General features: G+C 73.3%; 16 protein-coding genes. 10 read left to right on the top strand and 6 right to left on the bottom strand.

Features of this window, described 5'->3' with window-relative positions:
* Position 1 precedes the first annotated feature (1 nt).
* Complete coding sequence (locus ACFFKU_RS01455) at positions 2-2,530, top strand: MMPL family transporter (RefSeq protein WP_380134825.1); 2,529 nt, start codon at positions 2-4, stop codon at positions 2,528-2,530.
* Positions 2,531-2,548: 18 nt separating this feature from the next.
* Here ACFFKU_RS01455 and ACFFKU_RS01450 read toward each other — a convergent pair whose 3' ends face one another.
* Positions 2,549-3,478: a LysR family transcriptional regulator ArgP gene (locus ACFFKU_RS01450; protein WP_380134823.1), complete on the bottom strand. Its 930-nt coding sequence runs from the start codon at positions 3,476-3,478 to the stop codon at positions 2,549-2,551.
* Between the two features lie 72 nt (positions 3,479-3,550).
* Between ACFFKU_RS01450 and ACFFKU_RS01445 the strand changes: the two genes are divergently transcribed.
* Complete coding sequence (locus tag ACFFKU_RS01445; protein WP_380134821.1) at positions 3,551-4,165, top strand: LysE/ArgO family amino acid transporter; 615 nt, start codon at positions 3,551-3,553, stop codon at positions 4,163-4,165.
* Positions 4,166-4,181: 16 nt separating this feature from the next.
* On the opposite strand, the gene ACFFKU_RS01440 is transcribed toward ACFFKU_RS01445, so the two are convergent.
* Positions 4,182-5,411 carry an NAD(P)/FAD-dependent oxidoreductase gene (locus ACFFKU_RS01440; RefSeq protein WP_380134820.1) on the bottom strand — a complete coding sequence of 410 codons (1,230 nt, stop codon included), beginning with the start codon at positions 5,409-5,411 and terminating at the stop codon, positions 4,182-4,184.
* A 149-nt stretch (positions 5,412-5,560) separates the two neighbouring features.
* On the opposite strand from ACFFKU_RS01440, the gene ACFFKU_RS01435 reads away from it, so the two are divergent.
* Both ACFFKU_RS01435 and ACFFKU_RS01430 read left to right on the top strand, forming a co-directional pair.
* Positions 5,561-5,833: a GlsB/YeaQ/YmgE family stress response membrane protein gene (locus ACFFKU_RS01435; RefSeq protein WP_380134817.1), complete on the top strand. Its 273-nt coding sequence runs from the start codon at positions 5,561-5,563 to the stop codon at positions 5,831-5,833.
* Between the two features lie 104 nt (positions 5,834-5,937).
* Positions 5,938-7,356 (top strand): APC family permease, encoded by a 1,419-nt coding sequence (locus tag ACFFKU_RS01430; RefSeq protein ID WP_380134815.1) that lies wholly within the window; start codon positions 5,938-5,940, stop codon positions 7,354-7,356.
* Between the two features lie 51 nt (positions 7,357-7,407).
* On the opposite strand, the gene ACFFKU_RS01425 is transcribed toward ACFFKU_RS01430, so the two are convergent.
* Positions 7,408-7,908, bottom strand: coding sequence for a ribose-5-phosphate isomerase (locus ACFFKU_RS01425; protein ID WP_380134813.1), 501 nt, complete (start codon positions 7,906-7,908; stop codon positions 7,408-7,410).
* A gap of 79 nt (positions 7,909-7,987) precedes the next feature.
* Positions 7,988-9,697 (bottom strand): dihydroxyacetone kinase family protein, encoded by a 1,710-nt coding sequence (locus ACFFKU_RS01420; RefSeq protein WP_380134811.1) that lies wholly within the window; start codon positions 9,695-9,697, stop codon positions 7,988-7,990.
* Between the two features lie 207 nt (positions 9,698-9,904).
* Here ACFFKU_RS01420 and ACFFKU_RS01415 point away from each other — a divergent pair, with 207 nt between their 5' ends.
* The 3 genes from ACFFKU_RS01415 to ACFFKU_RS01405 all read left to right on the top strand — a co-directional run bounded on the left by ACFFKU_RS01415 (position 9,905) and on the right by ACFFKU_RS01405 (position 11,546).
* Positions 9,905-10,699, top strand: a complete 795-nt coding sequence (locus ACFFKU_RS01415; protein WP_380136084.1) for a thymidylate synthase — start codon at positions 9,905-9,907, stop codon at positions 10,697-10,699.
* Positions 10,696-11,187, top strand: coding sequence for a dihydrofolate reductase (locus tag ACFFKU_RS01410; RefSeq protein ID WP_380134810.1), 492 nt, complete (start codon positions 10,696-10,698; stop codon positions 11,185-11,187). The genes ACFFKU_RS01415 and ACFFKU_RS01410 overlap by 4 nt, the downstream gene beginning before the upstream one ends.
* A 119-nt stretch (positions 11,188-11,306) precedes the next feature.
* Complete coding sequence (locus ACFFKU_RS01405) at positions 11,307-11,546, top strand: hypothetical protein (protein ID WP_380134809.1); 240 nt, start codon at positions 11,307-11,309, stop codon at positions 11,544-11,546.
* 45 nt (positions 11,547-11,591) lie between these two features.
* On the opposite strand, the gene ACFFKU_RS01400 is transcribed toward ACFFKU_RS01405, so the two are convergent.
* Positions 11,592-12,170, bottom strand: coding sequence for a TerD family protein (locus ACFFKU_RS01400; protein WP_380134807.1), 579 nt, complete (start codon positions 12,168-12,170; stop codon positions 11,592-11,594).
* A gap of 268 nt (positions 12,171-12,438) precedes the next feature.
* Between ACFFKU_RS01400 and ACFFKU_RS01395 the strand changes: the two genes are divergently transcribed.
* The 3 genes from ACFFKU_RS01395 to ACFFKU_RS01385 are packed head-to-tail and all read left to right on the top strand — an operon-like array spanning position 12,439 to position 16,519.
* Entirely contained in the window at positions 12,439-13,827 is a 1,389-nt protein-coding gene (locus tag ACFFKU_RS01395; RefSeq protein WP_380134805.1) for a multidrug effflux MFS transporter, read from the top strand.
* The gene (locus ACFFKU_RS01390; protein WP_380134803.1) at positions 13,824-15,788 is read left to right on the top strand and encodes a M13 family metallopeptidase; all 1,965 of its coding nucleotides are present in this window, start codon (positions 13,824-13,826) and stop codon (positions 15,786-15,788) included. Before ACFFKU_RS01395 ends, ACFFKU_RS01390 begins: the two co-directional genes overlap by 4 nt.
* The gene (locus ACFFKU_RS01385; RefSeq protein WP_380134801.1) at positions 15,785-16,519 is read left to right on the top strand and encodes a TSUP family transporter; all 735 of its coding nucleotides are present in this window, start codon (positions 15,785-15,787) and stop codon (positions 16,517-16,519) included. Before ACFFKU_RS01390 ends, ACFFKU_RS01385 begins: the two co-directional genes overlap by 4 nt.
* A gap of 2 nt (positions 16,520-16,521) precedes the next feature.
* Here the strand turns inward: ACFFKU_RS01385 and ACFFKU_RS01380 are convergent, their stop codons facing one another.
* Positions 16,522-19,239, bottom strand: a complete 2,718-nt coding sequence (locus tag ACFFKU_RS01380; RefSeq protein WP_380134798.1) for an MGH1-like glycoside hydrolase domain-containing protein — start codon at positions 19,237-19,239, stop codon at positions 16,522-16,524.
* Positions 19,240-19,613: the final 374 nt, after the last annotated feature.

Here is a 19,613-nt window from a genome sequence, read left to right as displayed (position 1 = left end):
CATGGCCCGCCTCCTCCACCGGCTCGGCCGGGCCTGCGCCGGGCGCCCGCGCGCGGTCGTGCTCACCTGGCTGCTGCTGCTCGCCCTGGGGGTCACCGGATTCCTCACCCTCGGGGGCACGCTGTCCTCGCAGGTCTCGATCCCCGGGACCCCGACCGCCCGCGTCGCCGACCAGCTGGCCGCGGAGTTCCCCGACGCCAGCGGGGGCAGCGGCACGGTCGTCTTCCACGCCACCGAGGGGGCCCTGACCGACGCGCAGCGGGCGGAGATCACCGCCCTGCTCGCCCGGGTGGGCGCGCTGGACGGCGTCCGCGGCACGGTCGACCCCTTCGCGACGACCGCGCAGCGGGACCAGCAGGCCGCGCAGCTCGCGGCCGGCCAGGAACAGGTCGACGCCGCCCGGGCCCAGCTCGAGGCCGGGCAGCAGCAGCTCGACGCGGGTCGGGAGCAGCTCGAGGCCCTTCCCGCCGCGGCGCAGCAGACGGCGGCCGTGCAGGCCCAGCTCGCCGCGCTGCAGGAGCAGCAGACCCGCCTCGACGCCGGCCGGGCCGAGCTGCAGGCCCAGGCCGCCCCCCTCGACGCCGGGCAGACCCTGCTGCGGGCGGCCGAAGGGGTCCGCCAGGTCTCCACCGACGGCCGTACCGCGCTCGGCGTGGTCCAGTTCGACGAACCCGTCCAGGAGGTCCCGGTCGAGGTCAAGGAGGCCGTGGCCGAGGAGCTGCAGGGCGCGACCGTCGCCGGGGTCGAGGTGGAGCTGTCGAACGAGCTCGTGCAGACCACGCCGGAGGTCTTCGGCCCGGGCGAGGCGCTCGGGCTGCTCGTGGCCGCGGTCACGCTGGTGGTCGTCCTGCGCACCCTGGTCGGCGCGGTCGTGCCGCTCGCCTCGGCCCTCGTCGGGGTGGGCGTCGGCGTGACCGTGGCGCTGTCGCTGTCCGGTGTGGTGGACATGCTCTCGATCACCCCGGTCCTGGGGGTCATGCTCGGTCTGGCCGTCGGCATCGACTACTCGCTGTTCATCATCAACCGGCACCGTCGGCAGCTCACCGACGGCATGCCCCTGCCGGACTCGATCGCCCTGGCCACCGGGACGTCGGGCAACGCCGTCGTCTTCGCCGGGCTGACCGTGGTCATCGCCCTGTCCGCGCTCAACGTGACCGGGATCGGGTTCCTCGGCCTGATGGGCACCGTCGGCGCGTTCTGCGTGCTGGTCGCCGTCGTCATGGCCGTGACCTTCACGCCGGCCGTGCTGGCCCTGCTCGGGGTCCGGGTCCTGAACCGTCACGAGAAGGGACGGCGCGAGGAGCGCAGCGGTCCCGAGCCGGAGCTGCGGGCCGAACCCGTCCCGACCCCGGCGCCCATGCGCACCGCCCGGGCGGTGCTGACCCTGGTCGTCGGCGTGGCGGTGCTGGCGACGATCGCGGTCCCGGCGCTCTCCATGCGCCTGGGGCTGCCCGACGGGTCGGCCGAGGCCACGGACACCACGCAGTACCAGGCCTTCGAGCTCACCGCGCGCGCCTTCGGGGCGGGCGCCAACGGGCCCCTGCTGGTGGTCGCCGAGGTCGGGCGTCCGCTCGGCGAGGCCGAGCGGCTGCCCGAGCAGGCCGGGGTCGTGGAGCGGCTGGCGGCCGTGCCCGACGTCGTCGCCGTGGCCCCCGTCGGCGTCTCGACCGACGGGCGGCTGCTGGCCTTCCAGGTCCTGCCGCGGGGCGGGCCCACCAGCGAGTCGACCGAGCAGCTCGTCCGCGACCTGCGCGACCTCACCCCGCTCGCGACCCCGACCGGGACGGCCACCGTCGGCGTCGCCGGCAGCGCCAGCGGCAACATCGACGTCTCCGAGCAGCTCGCCGACGCCCTTCCGGGGTACCTGGCGCTGGTGGTGGGGCTCTCGGTGCTCATCCTGGTCCTGGTGTTCCGCTCCGTCCTGGTCCCGCTCACGGCGACCCTCGGGTTCGTGCTGTCGCTGTTCGCGACGTTCGGGGCCATCACCGCGGTGTTCCAGTGGGGCTGGCTCGGGGCGGTGTTCGGCATCAGCACCCCGGGTCCGGTGCTGAGCTTCCTGCCCACCATCGTGATCGGGATCCTGTTCGGGCTCGCGATGGACTACCAGCTGTTCCTGGTCTCGGGCATGCGCGAGGCCTACGCCCACGGGGCCCCGGCCCGCGCCGCGGTCACGGCCGGTCTGCGGGCCGGACGCCGGGTGGTCGTCGCCGCGGCGATCATCATGGTCTCGGTGTTCGCGGGCTTCATCGCCTCGGACTCGGTCATCATCCGGTCGGTGGGTTTCGGCCTGGCCTTCGGCGTCCTGGTCGACGCGTTCGTGGTCCGGTTGCTGCTGATCCCGGCCGTGATGCACCTGCTGGGTCGGGCCGCGTGGTGGTTGCCCGCCCCGCTGACCCGGATCCTGCCCGACGTGGACGTCGAGGGCGCCTCGCTGGAACGCGACCTCGCGACGGCCCCCGCCGGCGCGGGCCCGGGCGATCCCGAGCACGCCCGGCACGTGCGCCACCGCGCCCGCCACCGTCAGGACTGAGGGGCGCCGGGCGGGGCGTCAGTCGAGCGCGGCCGCGGCCGCCGCGACCACCGCGGCGCTCACCCGGTCCAGCGCGGCCGAGCGCAGACGCCACTGCTGCCAGTGCAGGACGACGTCGCCCACCCGCCCGGCGTCGGCGTCCGCCTCGTCGTCCGGGACCAGGGGGACCAGGGCCGCCCGGCGGAGCTGGTCGGGCAGCATCCCCCAGCCGAAGCCCAGCCGGACCGCGGTCGCGAAGTCGTCGGCCGAGGGGACGTGGTGGACCGGGGGGTGCAGGTCGCGCCCGGCCCGGGTGCGCAACCAGGCGTGCTGGAGGTCGTCGTCGTTGTCGTAGACCACGACCGGGGCCCGCCGCAGCGCGGCCGTCGTCGCGCCGTCCGGCAACCACCGACGGACGAAGGCCCGGGACGCGACGGGTCGGTAGCGCATCGTGCCGAGGCGGGTGCTGCTGCACCCGGGCAGGGCGGTGGAACGCGTCGTCACCGCGGCCATGACCCGGCCGCCGCGCAGCAGGTCACCGGTCCGCTCCTGGTCCACCCGGTGCAGTTCGAAACTGAACTCGCCCGCCAACGGGGCGAGGGCCGGCAGGAACCACGTCGCCATCGAGTCGGCGTTCACGGCGATGGGCAGCCGCACCGGACCCTCGACCGGTTCGGTCCCGTCGTCGGGCCCGCCCACGGAACCGGTGAGCTCGCGACGGGCCTCGGCGGTCAGCAGCCCGATCTGGCGGGCCAGCCGCAGGACGGGTTCACCGGACTCGGTGAGGTGCACCGGTTTCGAGCGCACCAGCAGGACCCGTCCGGTGGCGACCTCCAGGGCCCGGATCCGTTGCGAGATGGCCGAGGGTGTGACGTGCAACCGTCGCGCCGCCCCGTCGAAGGTGCCCTCGGTCACGACCGCGTCGAGCGCGGCCAGCTGTCCGAGATCGAGGTCGTCGTCGAGCGCCATGAACAGCGATGCTAATGCTGCGTAAGCAGGAACAGATTCACTGATGGTTCCGCCCGCCCTAGCGTCGGACGCGTGACCGTCCTCCTCACCGTTCTCGCCGGGCTCGGCCTGGGTCTGTCCCTCATCGTCGCGATCGGGGCGCAGAACGCCTTCGTCCTGCGCCAGGGTCTGCGCGGGGAGCACGTCGGACTGGTCGTCGCGGTCTGCGCCGCGACCGACGTCACGCTCATCTTCGCCGGCACGGCCGGGGTCGGGGTCGTGCTCGAACGGGCGCCCGTCGTCGTCGACGTGGTGCGGTGGGCCGGAGCCGCCTTCCTGGCCGGCTACGCCGTGCTGGCCGCCCGCCGCGCCCTGCACCCGGGTGCCCTGCGCGCGGGCACGGAGGGGGCGCGCGTCCCCGCGGCCCGGGTCCTGACCGCCGTGCTCGCGCTCAGCTGGCTGAACCCCCACGTCTACCTGGACACCGTCCTGCTGCTCGGATCGGTGGCCGGCAGCCACGGTGGCGACCGGTGGTGGTTCGCCCTGGGGGCCGCCCTCGGCAGCATCACCTGGTTCACCCTGCTGGGGGTCGGGGCCCGCTGGCTGCGCCCGTTCTTCGCCCGGCCCGCCGCCTGGCGGCTGCTCGACGCGGGCGTCGCGGTGGTCATGGCGACCCTGGCGGTCCTGCTGGTCCTCCGCCCCGTCTGAGGACCTCGGGAGCGGGTCACCCCCGACGCAGCAGGCCCCGCAGGTCGACCGCGGGGTCGGCCGCCACGGCCGGGTCCACGGCCACCCCCGCGGCCAGCAACCGTCGCGCGGTGGCGTGGTCGCGCCCGGCGTCGACCGACTCGACCGCGACCAGGGTGGACCCCACCCAGGAGAACACCGAGTGCGGCCCGTCGCCCGGTCCGCGGCGGACCTGCGTGGTCCCCGCCGGGACGGGGTCGGTGGGAGGGGTGCCGGCGCTCTGCAGCCGCACCCCTCCCTGGTCGCTGGCGAACCACGGGACGTCGTCGGGTGCGCGTCCTCCGTCCACGGTGCCGAGCAGGCCCGCGGCGAGGTGCCGGGCCTGTGCGGTGGCGCTCTGGACGGTCTCCCTCCGGGCGCCGTCCCGCGGTCGGGCGCAGTCCCCGATCGCGTACACCTCCGGCGCCGACGTCCGCAGCGTCGCGTCGACGAGGATCCCGTCGTCGGTCTCGATCCCGGCGTCCCGGGCGAGGTCCACGCGCGGTTCGGCCCCGACCGCGACCAGCACCAGCTCGGCGGGGTGGGTCCGCCCGCGGGAGTCGAGGACCGCGCCCACCCGGCCGTCGCGCGCCTCGATCCGCACCACCCCGGTGCCCGTCTCGACCCGGACCCCCGCCGCCGTGTGGCGCTCGCGGAGGGTCTGGGCCACCGGGGCGGAGGCGGTGCGGGCCAGCAGGCGGGGCCCGCGGGCCAGCAGGGTCACGTCGGCCCCGCGGGCCCGGGCGTTGGCGGCGAGCTCCACCCCGAGGATCCCGCCGCCGACCACGACGACCCGGGGGGCGGTGTCCAGCGCCCGGGCGACCTGCACGGCGTCGTCGAGGGTGCGCAGCTGCGCCACCCCGGGAAGGTCCGCGCCCGGCACGTCGAGCCGGCGGTGCCGGGCCCCCGTGGCGAGGACGAGGACGTCCCAGCCGACCTCGGTGCCGTCGGCCAGCCGCAGGCGCCGGCCGGCCCGGTCGATCCCCACCGCCACCGTCCCCGGCCGGTGCCGCACGTCCTGCTCGTCCCAGAACTCCGCCGCGCGCAGCGGTGAGGGGACCGTGGCCGGGTCGTGCAGGTGCGTCTTGGACAACGGCGGCCGCTCGTAGGGGGCGTGGCCCTCCTCGCCGAGCAGGGTCAGACCCCCAGCCCACCCGCCGGTCCGGAGGCCGTCGACCAGGTCCACCCCGGCCTGCCCGGCGCCGACGACCACGAGTTCACCGTTCATCCGCCGCATTCTCCCGACCCTGCGTCACGTATCGATCACTCTTCCGTTCCGAACCCCGTTTGGGAATGCTGGGAGCCGTTCCCGGTCCTACCTTCGGTGACGTCGACCTGTCGGTCGGCACCCGCACCGCGTCTCACCTGGAGGTAATCGTGCTCGGCACCATCGTGGGGCTCATCATCATCGGTCTGGTGGCCGGCGCCATCGCCCGCCTCGTCATGCCCGGCAAGCAGAACATCGGCATCCTCGGCACCATCCTCGTCGGGGTCGTCGGCTCCTTCGTCGGTGGTTTCCTCGGCAAACTGATCTTCAACTCGGGCAACGACTTCGTGCAGCCGTCGAGCTGGATCGGTTCCATCATCGGCGCGATCATCGTGCTGTTCCTGTACCTCAAGCTCGGCGGTCGCGCTCGCGCCCGTTCCTGAGGTCCTGCCCACCGGTGGCTGCCCGTCTCGAGAAGGGTGGACCGGCAGCCCCGGTTGCGCGACGATCTCCTCCTCCGTAGTTCCCGCTACCCGAGGAGCCGGTCATGGGTGCGACGTCGAGCGCGACCGACGAGAACGTCAAGGACGCACCGGAGCTCAAACGGGCCATCGGGCCCAGGCTCCTCCTGCTCTTCATCGTCGGGGACATCCTCGGCACGGGGGTCTACGCCCTCACCGGTCAGGTCGCGGGTGAGGTCGGGGGGGCCGCCTGGATCCCGTTCCTGGTCGCCTTCGCGGTCGCGACCCTCACGGCGTTCTCCTACCTGGAACTGGTCACCAAGTACCCCCAGGCCGCCGGGGCCGCGCTCTACGCGCACAAGGCGTTCGGCGTCCACGTCGTGACGTTCCTCATCTGCTTCATCGTGATGTGCTCCGGCATCACCTCGGCGTCCGCCGCCTCGCGCGCCTTCGCCGCCAACCTCGCCCTGGGTTTCGGGCTCGAGGTCTCCAACGGGGTGGTCCTGCTCATCGCCCTGGGTTTCATGTCCCTGGTGATGGCCGTCAACGTGCGCGGGGTCTCCGAGAGCGTGCGGGTGAACGTCGTCCTGACCCTCGTCGAGCTCTCCGGTCTGCTGCTGGTCATCCTCATCGGTTTCTACGCCATCGCCGGCGGCAACGCCGACCTCTCCCGCGTGGTCGTCTTCGAGTCCCCGGACGACAAGTCCGCACTGCTGGCCGTCAGCACCGCGACGTCGTTGGCGTTCTTCGCCATGGTGGGTTTCGAGGACTCGGTGAACATGGCCGAGGAGACGAAGGATCCCAGCCGCATCTTCCCGCGCATCATGCTGACCGGTCTCGGCATCACCGCGGTCATCTACGTGCTCGTCTCCGTCTGCGCGGTCGCGGTGGTCCCGGTCGGGGTCCTGGCCGAGAGCGAGACGCCGCTGGCGACCGTGGTCCAGACCGCGGCCCCGGACTTCCCCATCTCGGACCTGCTGCCGTTCATCTCGATGTTCGCCGTCGCGAACTCGGCCCTCATCAACATGCTCATGGCCAGCCGACTGCTGTACGGGATGGCCCGGCAGCGGGTGCTGCCGCCCGCCCTGGCCCGGGTCCACCCGCGTCGGCAGACCCCGTGGGTCGCGATCGTCGTGACGACCGGCATCTCCTTCGCCCTCATCACCTACGTGTCGCTGGACCCGGGTTCGCCGGTGGTCTCGATCCTCGGGGGGACCACGTCGCTGCTGCTGCTCACCGTGTTCTGCGTGGTCAACGCCTGCGTGCTGGTCCTGCGCCGGGACCGCGTGGGGCACCACCACTTCCGGGCGGGGCGGGTGATCCCGGTCGTGGGCGTCGTGACCTGCGCCTGGCTCGTGCTGCCGTTCTCCTCGGGCCGCGACCCGGAGCAGTACGAGATCGCCGGGGTGCTCCTCGGGCTCGGTCTGGTCCTCTGGGCGATCACCCGGCTGCTGGGGCACGACGGGCGTCCCGCGCCGGACCAGGTGGGCGCCCCCACGAACTGATCCCCGCCCCGGGAGACCGGGACGGGGATCGGTTCGACCCTGTTGAGGACCTCAGCAGGCGGCGACGGTCTCCGCCTCGGAACCGTCGAGGTTCTCGTAGGAGGAGATCGCGTCGACCTTGGCCTTGGAGTGGCTGCTCGGGTCGAAGGTGTAGCCGAGCCATTCCTTGGCCAGGCGGCGGGCCAGCTCGATGCCCACGACGCGCTGGCCCATGCAGAGCACCTGGGCGTCGTTGGACAGCACGGCCCGCTCGACCGAGAAGCTGTCGTGGGCGGTCACGGCCCGGATCCCGGGGACCTTGTTGGCCGCGATGGCCACGCCGAGCCCCGTGCCGCAGATGAACAGGGCCCGGTCGGCCTCGCCCGCGGCGACCTTGCGCGCCCCGGCCACGGCGACGTGCGGGTAGGCGGTGTCCTCGTCACCGTTCACCCCGACGTCGACGACCTCCACGACCCGCGGGTCCTTGAGCAGGTCGGCCTTGATGACGTCCTTGTACTGCACTCCGGCGTCGTCGGCACCCACCACGACACGCCACTGCGGGGTCTCGCTCATCACCACTCCTCGTCGTTGCCGTCCCCGGGTGCAGCGTCCGCCGCGCCCGGATGCTTCCTGATCGTTCGTGCGGGACCGCTCAGAGCCGCTCGGCGACGGTGCGGGCCACCAGGGCCAGCGAGACGGCACCGGCGTCGGGGTGGCCGAGCGAACGCTCGGCCAGGGGGCGGGCCCGCCCGATCTGCGGGCGCAGGTCCTTGGTCGCCTCGGCGGCCTCGGTCGCCGCCTCGGCGGCCGACGCCCACGCGGTCCGGAGGTCGTCGCCGGCCTCGACCCGCTCGGTCAACCGGTCGCCGAAGGGGACCAGCGCGTCGAGCAGCGTCTTGTCCCCGACCCGGGCCCCACCGAGGTCCTGCACGGCGGCGATCCCGTCGGCGACGCCCTGCGCGACCGCGCCGGCCTCGGGCCGCCCCTCGTCGCCGAGGGCGGCCGCGAAGGCCCGCAGGAACACCCCCCAGATGACCCCGGAGGTCCCACCCGCCCGGTCGGCCCACCCGTCGGCACCGGCGGCCAGGGTCGAGCCGGCGCCCGCGCCCGCGTCGGCGGCCGAGCGCGCCTCCTGGGCGGCGGCGGTCGACCCTCGGGTCATCCCGACCCCGTGGTCCCCGTCCCCGGCGACGGCGTCGATCCGGCCCAGCTCGTCCTCGGCCGCGGCCAGCGCGTCCCGCACCGCCTCGAGGTGGCCGGCCACCGCGGCCCCGACCTCGGCGGCCGCGGCGGGCGTCCCGGTGTAGTCGGCGCGCTCCTCCTCGGGCACCACGTAGGTGGGCGCGGGGGAGGTCTGGATCGTCGTCCCGGTGGAGAACGCGGGCGACTGCGCGGGGGCGGTCCACAGGGTCTCCAGCTCCTCGTCGAGCCAGGTGACGGTGAGCGAGGCGCCGGCCATGTCGAGGGAGGTGACCAGTTCGCCGACCTGCGGGGCGACGATCTCGTACCCCTTCTCGCGCAGCCGCTTCGCGATGGGGGCGTACAGGAGGAAGAGCTCCTCGTACTTGGTCGAGCCCAGCCCGTTCACCAGCACGGTGATCTTCCCGCCCTCGGGAGCGTCCTCCGGGCGGCCGCCCAGGACCCGGTCGACGAGGAGGTCCGCGATCTCGTCGGGACTGCCGATGGGCTCCTCGGAGATGCCGGGTTCGCCGTGGATGCCGAGCCCGACGCCCATGTGCCCGGACGTGACGGTGAACAGCGGCTCCTTCTCGCCGGGCAGCGTGCAGCCGGCGAAGGCGATGCCCATGGAGCGCGTGCGGTCGTTGGAGAACCGGGCGACGCGCAGCGTCTCGTCGAAGTCGTAGCCCGCCTCGGCCGCCGCGGAGGCGATCTTGAAGGCGACGACGTCACCGGCGATGCCGCGCCGGTTCCCCTGCGCGCCCTGCCCCTCGCTGGCGACGTCGTCGGTGACGACGAGCAGCTCGGCGCGGATGCCCTCCGAGCGCAGGCGCTGGGCGGCCAGACCGAAGTTGAGGATGTCCCCGGCGTAGTTGCCGAAGCCGAGGATCACCCCGCCGCCGTGGTCGGCCGCGCGCGCCACGTCGTAGACCCAGCGCGTCGAGGGGGAGGCGAACACGTCGCCGCACACGGCGCCGTCGGCCAGCCCCGGGCCGACGTAGCCCGCGAACGCCGGGTAGTGCCCGGACCCGCCGCCGACGACCACCGCGACCTTGCCCTCCGGCGTCGCGGTCGAGCGCACGACGCCGTGCGGCACCGGCTGCACGTAGTGGGAGTACAGGTCGACGAAGCCGGCCAGGGCGTCGGGGACGAACGAGGACGGGTCGCCGTAGATGCGCGTCATGCTCGGGATCTCCTTCGATCGCTGCGCGGGGGCTGCACCGCCCCGGCACAGGCGTTCTGGACAGGTGTGCCGTGCGGTCTGCGGCCACGGTAACCGGCCCCGGAGGCGGTGTCAGGGGCCTTGCTCACCTGAGCACGAGGCTGCGATATAGAGATTCCGGCCCGCGGGTAGGGTCGGCGCAGACCAGGGGAAGGGCCCACGAACGTGATCGACACCCAGTACGAGACCCTGCTGCGCCGCGTCCTCGAGACGGGGGCCCGCAAGTCCGACCGCACCGGTACGGGGACCCGCAGCCTGTTCGGCCACCAGCTCCGCTACGACCTGGCGGAGGGCTTCCCGCTGGTCACCACCAAGCGCGTCCACTTCCGCTCCCTCGCCCTGGAGCTGCTGTGGTTCCTGCGCGGGGAGGGCAACGCCCGCTGGCTGCAGGAGCGCAAGGTGCGCATCTGGGACGAGTGGGCCGCCCCCGACGGCGACCTCGGCCCCGTCTACGGCGTGCAGTGGCGGTCCTGGCCGACGCCGGACGGTCGCCACGTCGACCAGGTCACGGCCGTCCTCGACACCCTGCGCCGCGACCCGGACTCCCGCCGCATGATCGTCTCGGCCTGGAACGTCGCCGAGCTCGACAAGATGGCCCTCGCCCCCTGCCACGCGCTGTTCCAGTTCTACGTGGCCGACGGCCGCCTCTCCTGCCAGCTCTACCAGCGCTCGGCCGACCTGTTCCTGGGCGTGCCGTTCAACATCGCCTCCTACGCGCTGCTGACGACGATGGTCGCCCAGCAGGTGGGACTGACCCCGGGTGAGTTCGTCTGGACCGGCGGTGACTGCCACGTCTACGAGAACCACGTGGAGCAGGTGCGCGAGCAGCTGACCCGCGACCCCTACCCGTTCCCGACGCTGACCGTCGCGCCGCGCCCCTCCCTGTTCGAGCACGAGTACGAGGACTTCGGCGTCCACGACTACCGCCACCACCCGACGATCGCGGCCCCGGTGGCGGTGTGACCGTCTCGCTGATCTGGGCGCAGTCCCGCGACCGGGTCATCGGCCGCGACGGGGGGCTGCCGTGGCGCATCCCCGAGGACCTGCACCAGTTCACGGCACGCACCCGCGGCCACGTCGTCGTGATGGGCCGGGCCACCTGGGAGTCCCTGCCCGACTCCTACCGGCCGCTGCCGGACCGGCGCAACGTCGTCCTCACCCGGACCCCGGGCTGGTCCGCGCCCGGTGCCGAGGTCGCCGCCGACCTGCGGACGGCGCTCGCCCTGGCCGAGGACGTCTGGGTGATCGGCGGGGGCGCGGTCTACCGCGACGCCCTGCCGCTGGCCGACCGGGCCGTGGTCACCGAGGTCGACCTCGACGTCGAGGGCGACACCCTCGCCCCGGACCTCGGGCCGGGGTGGTCCCGGCTCGACGTCGAGCCCGCGGAGGGCTGGACGACCTCGCGGACCGGAATCCGCTTCCGCGTCGTCACCTGGGAACGGCCCGGCTGAGCCGCCTGCTCACGCCACCCTGCAGGCCGCTCCGGCACCGCACCTCTGGACGCCGGCGATCACGGGTGGCACCCTCCGACGACAGGGACCCGTCGGGTCCCCGGCCCCCGGAGGTCGTCATGGGCACGCTGCTCGTCCTGCTCGGGTTCTTCGCCCTCATCGGCTTCGTCATCCGCATGGGCAGCCCCGCCCCGCGACCCCGCTCCAGGGCCCGGACCTCGGACTCCTTCTGGGCCGGTGGCGGCGAACAGGGGTCCGGCTCCGGCTCCGACTGGTGCGACACCTCCGGCGGCGGCTGGGGCGGCGGGGGGTTCGACGGCGGCGGGGGCGGTTGCGACGGTGGGGGCGGCGGGAACTGAGCCCGCCCCGGTCGGGCCGCCGACAAGACCCCGCTCAGGTCCGGCTCAGGAGACGTCGACGCCGAAGTCCCGCGCGATGCCCAGCAACCCGCTGGCGTACCCCTGGCCCACCGCCCGGAACTTCCACTCGCCGTTGTAGCGGTAGACCTCGCCGAACACCATCGCCGTCTCGGTCGAGGCGTCCTCGGACAGGTCGTAGCGGACGACCTCGCGACCGTCGGCCTTGTCCACGAGCCGGATGAACGCGCCCTGCACCTGCCCGAAGCTCTGCCGCCGGCTCTCGGCGTCGTAGATCGAGACCGCGAAGACGATCTTGTCGCACGAGGTCGGGACCAGGGTGAGGTCGACGTCGATGACCTCGTCGTCGCCCTCGCCCTCGCCGGTGCGGTTGTCCCCGGTGTGGGTCACCGACCCGTCGGGGGAGGTGAGGTTGTTGTAGAAGACGAAGTGGGCGTCGGAGAGGACCTTTCCCTGCGGACCGACGAGCAGCGCGCTGGCGTCGAGGTCGAAGTCGACCCCGGTCGTCGTCCGGACGTCCCAGCCGAGTCCCACCGACGCCTGCCGCAGCTCGGGCGCGACCTTCGTCAACGACACGTTGCCGCCCTTGGCCAGCGTGACACCCATCGTCCCTCGTCCCTCCGCTCGTCGAGGTCCCGACGCTACGCGAGCGCGCTGCACCCCGCCCGGGGGGTTCCTGGACGACGGCTGTGCCGGCCCCGGCCGGTCGTCGGCCACGGACGGGCAGGACAGGGAGGCCCGAAGATAGTTACCCTGGGGTACGACGCACGGCGATCCGCCGTCGCCCCACCCCGAGCGCCCCCCGGACCGTGCCCCGCGGCTCCGGGTCCTCCGAATGCGCCGAGGTGCCACCGCCCCTCCCGTCAAGGACAGAATGACCTCGCCCCAGCGTCCCTCCTCGCCCGAGTCCTGCCCGCCCCGCGACGTCGTCCCGGCGCAGTCCCGGATCGACGCCGCCCGCCCCCCGGCCCCGCGTCCCGCCCCCGAGGCCGAGAGCGTCACCGGGGAGCCGGTCGGGTCGGTCGCGGACCGGTTGGCGCTCTCCCGGGCCCGGGTCGTGGGCCTGATCGTCCTGCTCGGCGCCATGGCGACGCTCGGACCGATCTCGGTGGACCTCTACCTGCCCTCGCTGCCCCAGGTGGCGAGCGACCTGGGGACGACGCCCGCCGCCGCCCAGCTGACCATCACCGGCGTGCTCATCGGCTCGGCCGTCGGGCAGCTCGTGGTCGGGCCCATGTCGGACCGGTTCGGGCGCCGCCGCCCCGCCCTCGTCTGCCTCGGCTTCTTCGTGCTGATCAGCGTGGCCTGCGTGCTGGCCCCGACCATCGAGGCCCTCGCCGCCGCGCGCATCCTCTCCGGGGTGGGCGCCTCCGCGGGCGGCGTCATCGGCATGGCCGTCGTCCGTGACCTGTTCACCGGACCGACCGCGGCCCGCCTGATGTCCCGCCTCGTCCTGGTGATCGGGGTCGCACCGCTCTTCGCCCCCACCATCGGCGGGGCCCTGGCGCAGGTGTGGGGCTGGCGCACGGTCCTCGCGAGCATCGGGGTCGCCGGTCTGCTGCTGGCCGTGGTCGTCTGGCGCGCGCTGCCCGAGACCCGGCCGGTCACGGTGCGTCCCACGACCGCGGGCGCCCGGGGGCTGCTGAGCACGTTCGCCGGGTTCGGGGTCCTGCTGCGCGACCGCCGCTTCCTGTCCTTCGCCGTGATGCCGGGCCTGGCCATGGCCGTGGTGATGAGCTACGTGGCCGTCTCGCCGTTCGTGCTGCAGGTCGGCTACGGACTCAGCCACACCGAGTTCGCCGTCCTCTTCGCGGTGAACGGGATCGCGCTCGTCGGGGGCACCCAGGTCAACGCCGCCCTGGTCGGTCGCCTCGACTCGATGGTCCTGCTGCGGGCGGGGCTCGTCCTGGGCGTCGTCTTCGCCGTCGGCCTGCTGGTCGTGGCCCTCACGGGCGCCGGCGGCCTGACCGGGCTCGTGGTCGCGCTCTGGCTGCTCCTCGCCACGGGTGGTCTGGTCATGCCGAACGCCGCCACGCTGGCGCTCGCGCCCTACGGCGAGCGGGCCGGGTCGGCCGCGGCGCTGGTCACCGCCCTGCAGTCCGGCGTCGGCGGCGTCGTCGGCGTCCTGACCGGGGCGCTGGGGGGCGACGCGGTCGCCATGGCCGGGGTGTCGCTCGGCGCGGTGGCCCTCTCGACGTTCCTCTTCGCCCTGGTGTCCCGGCGGGCTCGACGCGAGGGGGCCGCCCTAGGCTTGCGGGCATGACCACCGAGACGCCGCCCTTCGCCGCGACGGACCTGGACGGCTCGGTGCGACCCCAGGACGACCTCTTCCGCCACGTCAACGGACGGTGGCTGGACAGCACCGAGATCCCGGCCGACCGGGCCGTCGACGGCGCCTTCATCCGGCTGCGCGACGAGTCGGAGGCGCAGTGCCGGGCCATCGTCGAGTCCGCGGCCGCCTCCGACGCCGAACCCGGGTCGGTCCGCCGCAAGATCGGCGACCTCTACGCCTCGTTCATGGACGAGGAGCGGGTGGAGGCCCTCGGGGTGTCCCCGCTCGCCGCCGACCTCGCCGCGGTGGACGCGGTGACCGACCACGCCGAGCTCGTGCGCCGGTTCGGCGCCCTGGAACGCTCGGGGGTCGGGGGGCCGTTCGCGTACTGGGTGGACACCGACAACGGCGACTCCGAGCGTTACGTCGTCTACGTGACCCAGTCGGGGCTGGGCCTGCCCGACGAGTCCTACTACCGCGAGGAGCAGTACGAGGGGATCCGTGCGGCCTACCGGCGCCACGTCGAGAACATCTTCACCCTGGCGGGGCGCCCGGACCCGGCCGGCGCGGCCGGTCGCGTCCTGGACCTGGAGACGGCGCTCGCGGCCCACCACTGGGACCGGGTCCGCAACCGGGACGCGAACCTGACCTACAACAAGGTCACGGGCGAGCAGTTCGCCGCCCTGCTGCCCGGGGTCGACGTGCCGGCCTGGTTGGCCGCGGCCCGCATCCCCGCGGACGCCTTCGCCGAGGTGGTGGTCCGGCAGCCCAGCTACCTCGAGGGGCTGGCCGAGGTCCTCACGGCGACCCCCGTCGAGGTCTGGCGGGAGTGGCTGGCCTGGCGGGTCCTGCACCAGGGGGCGGCCCTGCTCAGCAGCCCCTTCGTGGCCGAGAACTTCGCCTTCTACGGCACGACGCTCACCGGGGCGCCCGAGCTGCGGCAGCGCTGGAAGCGGGGCATCGGTCTGGTCGAGAGCAACCTGGGCGAGGCGCTCGGCCGGCTCTACGTGGAGGAGCACTTCCCGCCGGTCGCCAAGTCCCGCATGGAGGAGCTCGTCGCCAACCTCGTCGAGGCCTACCGGGTCGACATCGAGGCCCTGGACTGGATGACGCGGGAGACCAAGGACCGCGCCCTGCTCAAGCTGTCGCAGTTCACGCCCAAGATCGGCCACCCCGACGAGTGGCGCGACTACACCGCCCTCGAGATCGACCGGGACGACCTGGTGGGCAACGTGCGTCGCGCGTTCTCCTTCGAGGTGGACCGGGAACTGGCCAAGCTCGGCGGGCCCGTCGACCGCGGCGAGTGGTTCATGAGCCCGCAGACGGTGAACGCCTACTACAACCCCGGGCTCAACGAGATCGTCTTCCCCGCTGCCATCCTGCGACCGCCGTTCTTCTCCCCCGACGCCGACGACGCCGAGAACTACGGCGGGATCGGGGCCGTCATCGGTCACGAGATCGGCCACGGGTTCGACGACCAGGGTTCCAAGTACGACGGGCGCGGGAACCTCGTCGACTGGTGGACCGACGCGGACCGGGCCGAGTTCGGCAAGCGCACCGAGGCCCTGGTCGCGCAGTACGACGCGCTGGAACCGCCGGAGACCCCCGGGCAGCACGTCAACGGCTCGCTGACCGTGGGGGAGAACATCGGGGACCTGGGCGGTCTGACCATCGCCCACAAGGCCTACCTGATCTCCCTGGGCGGGGCCGAGGCCCCGGTGGTGGACGGGCTCACCGGCCCGCAGCGCCTGTTCAACGGGTGGGCCCGGGTCTGGTGCGGCAAGGTCCGTCCCGAGGAGGTCGCCCGGCGCCTGGCGGTGGACCCGCACTCGCCGCCGGAGTTCCGCTGCAACGCCGTCGTGCGCAACCTCGACGAGTTCCACGCCGCCTACGACGTGCAGCCCGGCGACGCGCTCTGGATGGACCCGCAGGAGCGCGTCCGGATCTGGTGACGACGCTCGTCCTGGTCGCCCTGGCGGTCCTCGTCGGGGCGGCCACCCAGCGCGCCACCGGGTTGGGCTTCGCCCTCATCGCCTCGCCGTTCCTCGTCCTGCTCGCCGGCCCGCACGACGGGGTCTCGCTCGGGAACGCGCTGTCGGCCGGTTCCTGCCTGCTCGCCCTGCGAAGCACCCGCGGCGGTCTGGACGTGCGGCAGTTGCTGCTGCTGGCCGTCCCCGCCGTGCTGGTGGTGCCGCTGGGGGCCGTCCTGATCGCCGACGTCCCCGACGCCCCGATGCTCGTGGCGGTCGGGCTCCTCAGCCTGGTCGCGGTGGTCGTGGTCGTGCTGACCCGCGGCGGGGCCCGGGTGGCCGCCGACGCTCCGGGATGGGGCGCCGGGGCCGGCGCGGCGGGTGGACTGCTCAACGTCGCCGCCGGGGTCGGCGGGCCGATCGCCGCCGCCTGGTGCCTGTCGCGCCGGTGGCCCCCGGCGACCTTCGTCGCCACCATGCAGGCCTACCTGCTGGTCATCAACCTCACGTCGCTGCTGGTCAAGGGCCTGCCCCGGGTCGAGGTCGCCGTGTGGCCGGTGGCGCTCGCGGCGCTGCTGGCCGGGTCGGTGCTGGGCGACCGCCTCGCCGGACGGGTCCCGGCCCGCGCGGCCTACCGGCTCACCGTGGGGCTGGCGCTGACCGGCGCGCTGGTCGCCCTGGTCCGCGGGGTGCTCCTCGGCGCCGCCGGCTGAGGTCAGCGCCCGGGCGGACGTCCCGGCAGCCGCGGGTGCAGCAGGTGCGCCACGAGCGCGGTCCACCCCGTCTGGTGGTTCGCACCCAGCCCCTCCCCGGTGTCCCCGTCGAAGTACTCCGGGAACGAGGGGTGCTCCTGCCAGAGGGGGTCGCGGGTCGCCTCGATCCGTTGCCCGTCCGCGGGCCGGGACCCCTCGACCGGACGGAACAGGTCGACCAGGGAGTTGTCGACCAGGTCGGCAGCCTGGACCAGGTTGATCCGCTTCCCGGACCCCTTGGGCACCTCGATGGTGAGGGAGTCGCCGAAGAAGCGGCCGTAGGTGCGCAGCTTGTCGGCCAGCAGCACGTTCACCGGGAACCAGATGGGTCCGCGCCAGTTCGAGTTGCCCCCGAACAACCCGGTGCGGGACTCCCCGGGCTCGTAGGTGATCGAGGAGCTCTGACCCGAGACGGAGGTCGTGATCGTCTCCTTGACCGCCGCCGACAGCGAGCGGATGCCGTAGGGGGAGAGGAACTGCTCGGAGTCGAACATCCGCTCCAGGATCCGGACCAGCCGGGGCTTGTCCAGCAGCGAGAGCAGCAGGCTGCGGCCCTCCGGCGTGGACCGGGTCAGCAACGGCCCCATGAGGTCAGGACGTCGGCGCTGCAGCCAGCGCAGCCGGCTGGTGAGGTCGGGGCACTCCTCGGAGATCCAGCTCGGCACGTCGGTGGCCCCGAGGATGGGCAGCAGTCCCACCATCGAGGGCACGCGCATCGGTTCGGCGGTCCCGTCGGGATGCAGCAGGACGTCGTAGAAGAAACCGTCCTCCTCGTCCCACAGGGAGACGTCGCGCGAACCGAAGGTGGTCATCGCCTGCGCGATCGAGAGGAAGTGCTCGAGGAACTTGGTGGCGGCGTCCTCCCAGGCGGGGTCGTGCCGCGAGAGCTCGAGGGCGATCTTGAACATCTGCTGGCAGTAGAAGGCCATCCAGCTGGTGGCGTCGGACTGCTCGAGCCGGTACCCGGGCGGCAGGGGGGCCGACCGGTCGAACAGCCCGATGTTGTCCATGCCGAGGAAGCCGCCCTCGAAGAGGTTCGACCCGCTCGCGTCCTTGCGGTTGACCCACCACGAGAAGTTGAGCAGCAGCTTCGTGAAGACCCGGACCAGGAAACCCTGGTCCCGGTACCCGTCGAGGCGGTAGACGTGCCAGGCCGCCCACGCGTGCACGGGCGGGTTGACGTCGCCGAACGCCCACTCGTAGGCCGGGAGCTGGCCGTTGGGGTGCATCGACCACTCGCGGCACATCAGGACGAGCTGCTCCTTGGCGAACTCGGGGTCGACGTGCGCCAGCGGGATGGTGTGGAAGGCCAGGTCCCACGCCGCGAACCAGGGGTACTCCCACTCGTCGGGCATCGAGATGACGTCGGCCAGCGCGAGGTGGCGCCACCCCACGTTGCGCGCGCCGCGGCGCGTGCGCGACTCCGGTGCCGGCTCGACCCCGGGGTCGCCCTCGAGCCATTGCCGGACGTCGTAGCGGTAGAGCTGCTTCGTCCACAGCAGCCCCGCGTAGGCGCGTCGGGCGACGTGCCGGTCGGCGGGGGTCAGGTCGGCATGGATGACGTTGTCGTAGAACTCGTCGGCCTCCGCCTGCCGGTCGCGCAGGACGGCGTCGTACCCGGGGCCGAAGGTCGTGAGGTTCGGTGCCGCGTGGGACAGCCGCAGCCGGACCTCGACGGTCTGACCGGGCAGGACCTCGTCGAAGGAGTACCAGAACGCCGCCTTGGTGCCCTGCAGGCCGGGGTTGACCGCCTTGAGGTCGCCCCGGACGATCCGACGGTCGATGCCGTCCTTGGTGTAGGGGGTGTCGTTGCGGCGGGCCCCGAACAGCTCGACGGCGTTGGTCTCGTTCTCGCAGAACAGCACCTCGGGGCTGCCCTCGGCGCTGACGTAGTAGCGCCCCAGATGGGCGTGGTTGCACTCGACGGCCTCGAGCCCGCCGACGGTGAGGGTCGGGGGCAGGACCTGGTCCATCGTCCCGCGCCGACGGTCGACCCCCCAGGCCCAGGTGTTGCGGAACCAGATCTGGGGGACGAGGTCCAGCGGCGCCGCGTCGGGTCCGTGGTTGGTGGCCCGCACCACCATGCAGAGGTCGTCGGGGGAGGCCTTGGCGTAGCGGACCTCGACGTCGAAGAACCGGTTCTCGTCCAGGACGCCGGTGTCACCCAGCTCGAACTCGCGCTCGTCGCGGCCGCGACGGGCGTTCTCCGTCCGGAGCCGCTCGTAGGGGAACTCCGCCTGGGGGTAGCGGTACAGCCAGCGCATCCAGCTGTGGGTGGGCGTCCCGTCGACGGTCCACCAGTACTCCTTGGCGTCCTCGCCGTGGTTGCCCTCCCCGTTGGTCAGCCCGAAGAGCCGTTCCTTGAGGATCGGGTCCTTGCGGTTCCACAGGGCGACCGACAGGTTGAGGAAGCCGAAGCGGTCGCAGATGCCACCCAGTCCGTCCTCGCCCCAGCGGTAGGCCCGGGACCGGGCTTGGTCGAACGGGAAGGCCGACCACGCGTCGCCCGTGGCGGAGTAGTCCTCGCGGACCGTGCCCCACTGCCGGCCGGACAGGTAGGGACCCCACATGCGCCAGGGACCCTCGGCCCCCGGCGACTCCGCGAGGCGGGCGTGCTCGATCGAGGGGTGGTCCCCGGACGGGTCGGCGCTGCCGGCGGTCGCTTCGCTCACGGTCCTCATCCTGCCGTCTACGGGGCACCCGGTAGGGGTGAACCGGGGGCGGGTGGGTCCCACCGGGCGGACGTGGTTTCGTGAGCGGCTGACATCGGCGCGTCACATCCGTTGCGCCGCAGCCCATGTCGCCCGCCCGACACCGCGGATTTGTCTTCCGTCCACCCGGCCCCGTAATGTTCTCGATGTCGCCGGGACGGGGCAGCGGGAGGGTCTGAGGGCTTCTTCTGGGTGCTGGTTCTGGTGGTCCGGGTCTGTGGTTCAGGTCACGCGGTGTTTGGTTGTCGTGTGGTGTGGTCGCGGGTTACGGTGGGAAAGTTGTCCCTGTTGCTGCTGCTCCTGGTGGGGTGGTGGTGCGGGTGCGTCCGGTTCTTGAGAACTCA

Origin of the sequence: Kineococcus gynurae, from assembly GCF_042433995.1 — a bacterium.
Classification (GTDB): Bacteria; Actinomycetota; Actinomycetes; order Actinomycetales; family Kineococcaceae; genus Kineococcus; species Kineococcus gynurae.
Note: the sequence above shows the minus strand (reverse complement) of the source record. Positions and strands in the feature narration are given on the sequence as shown.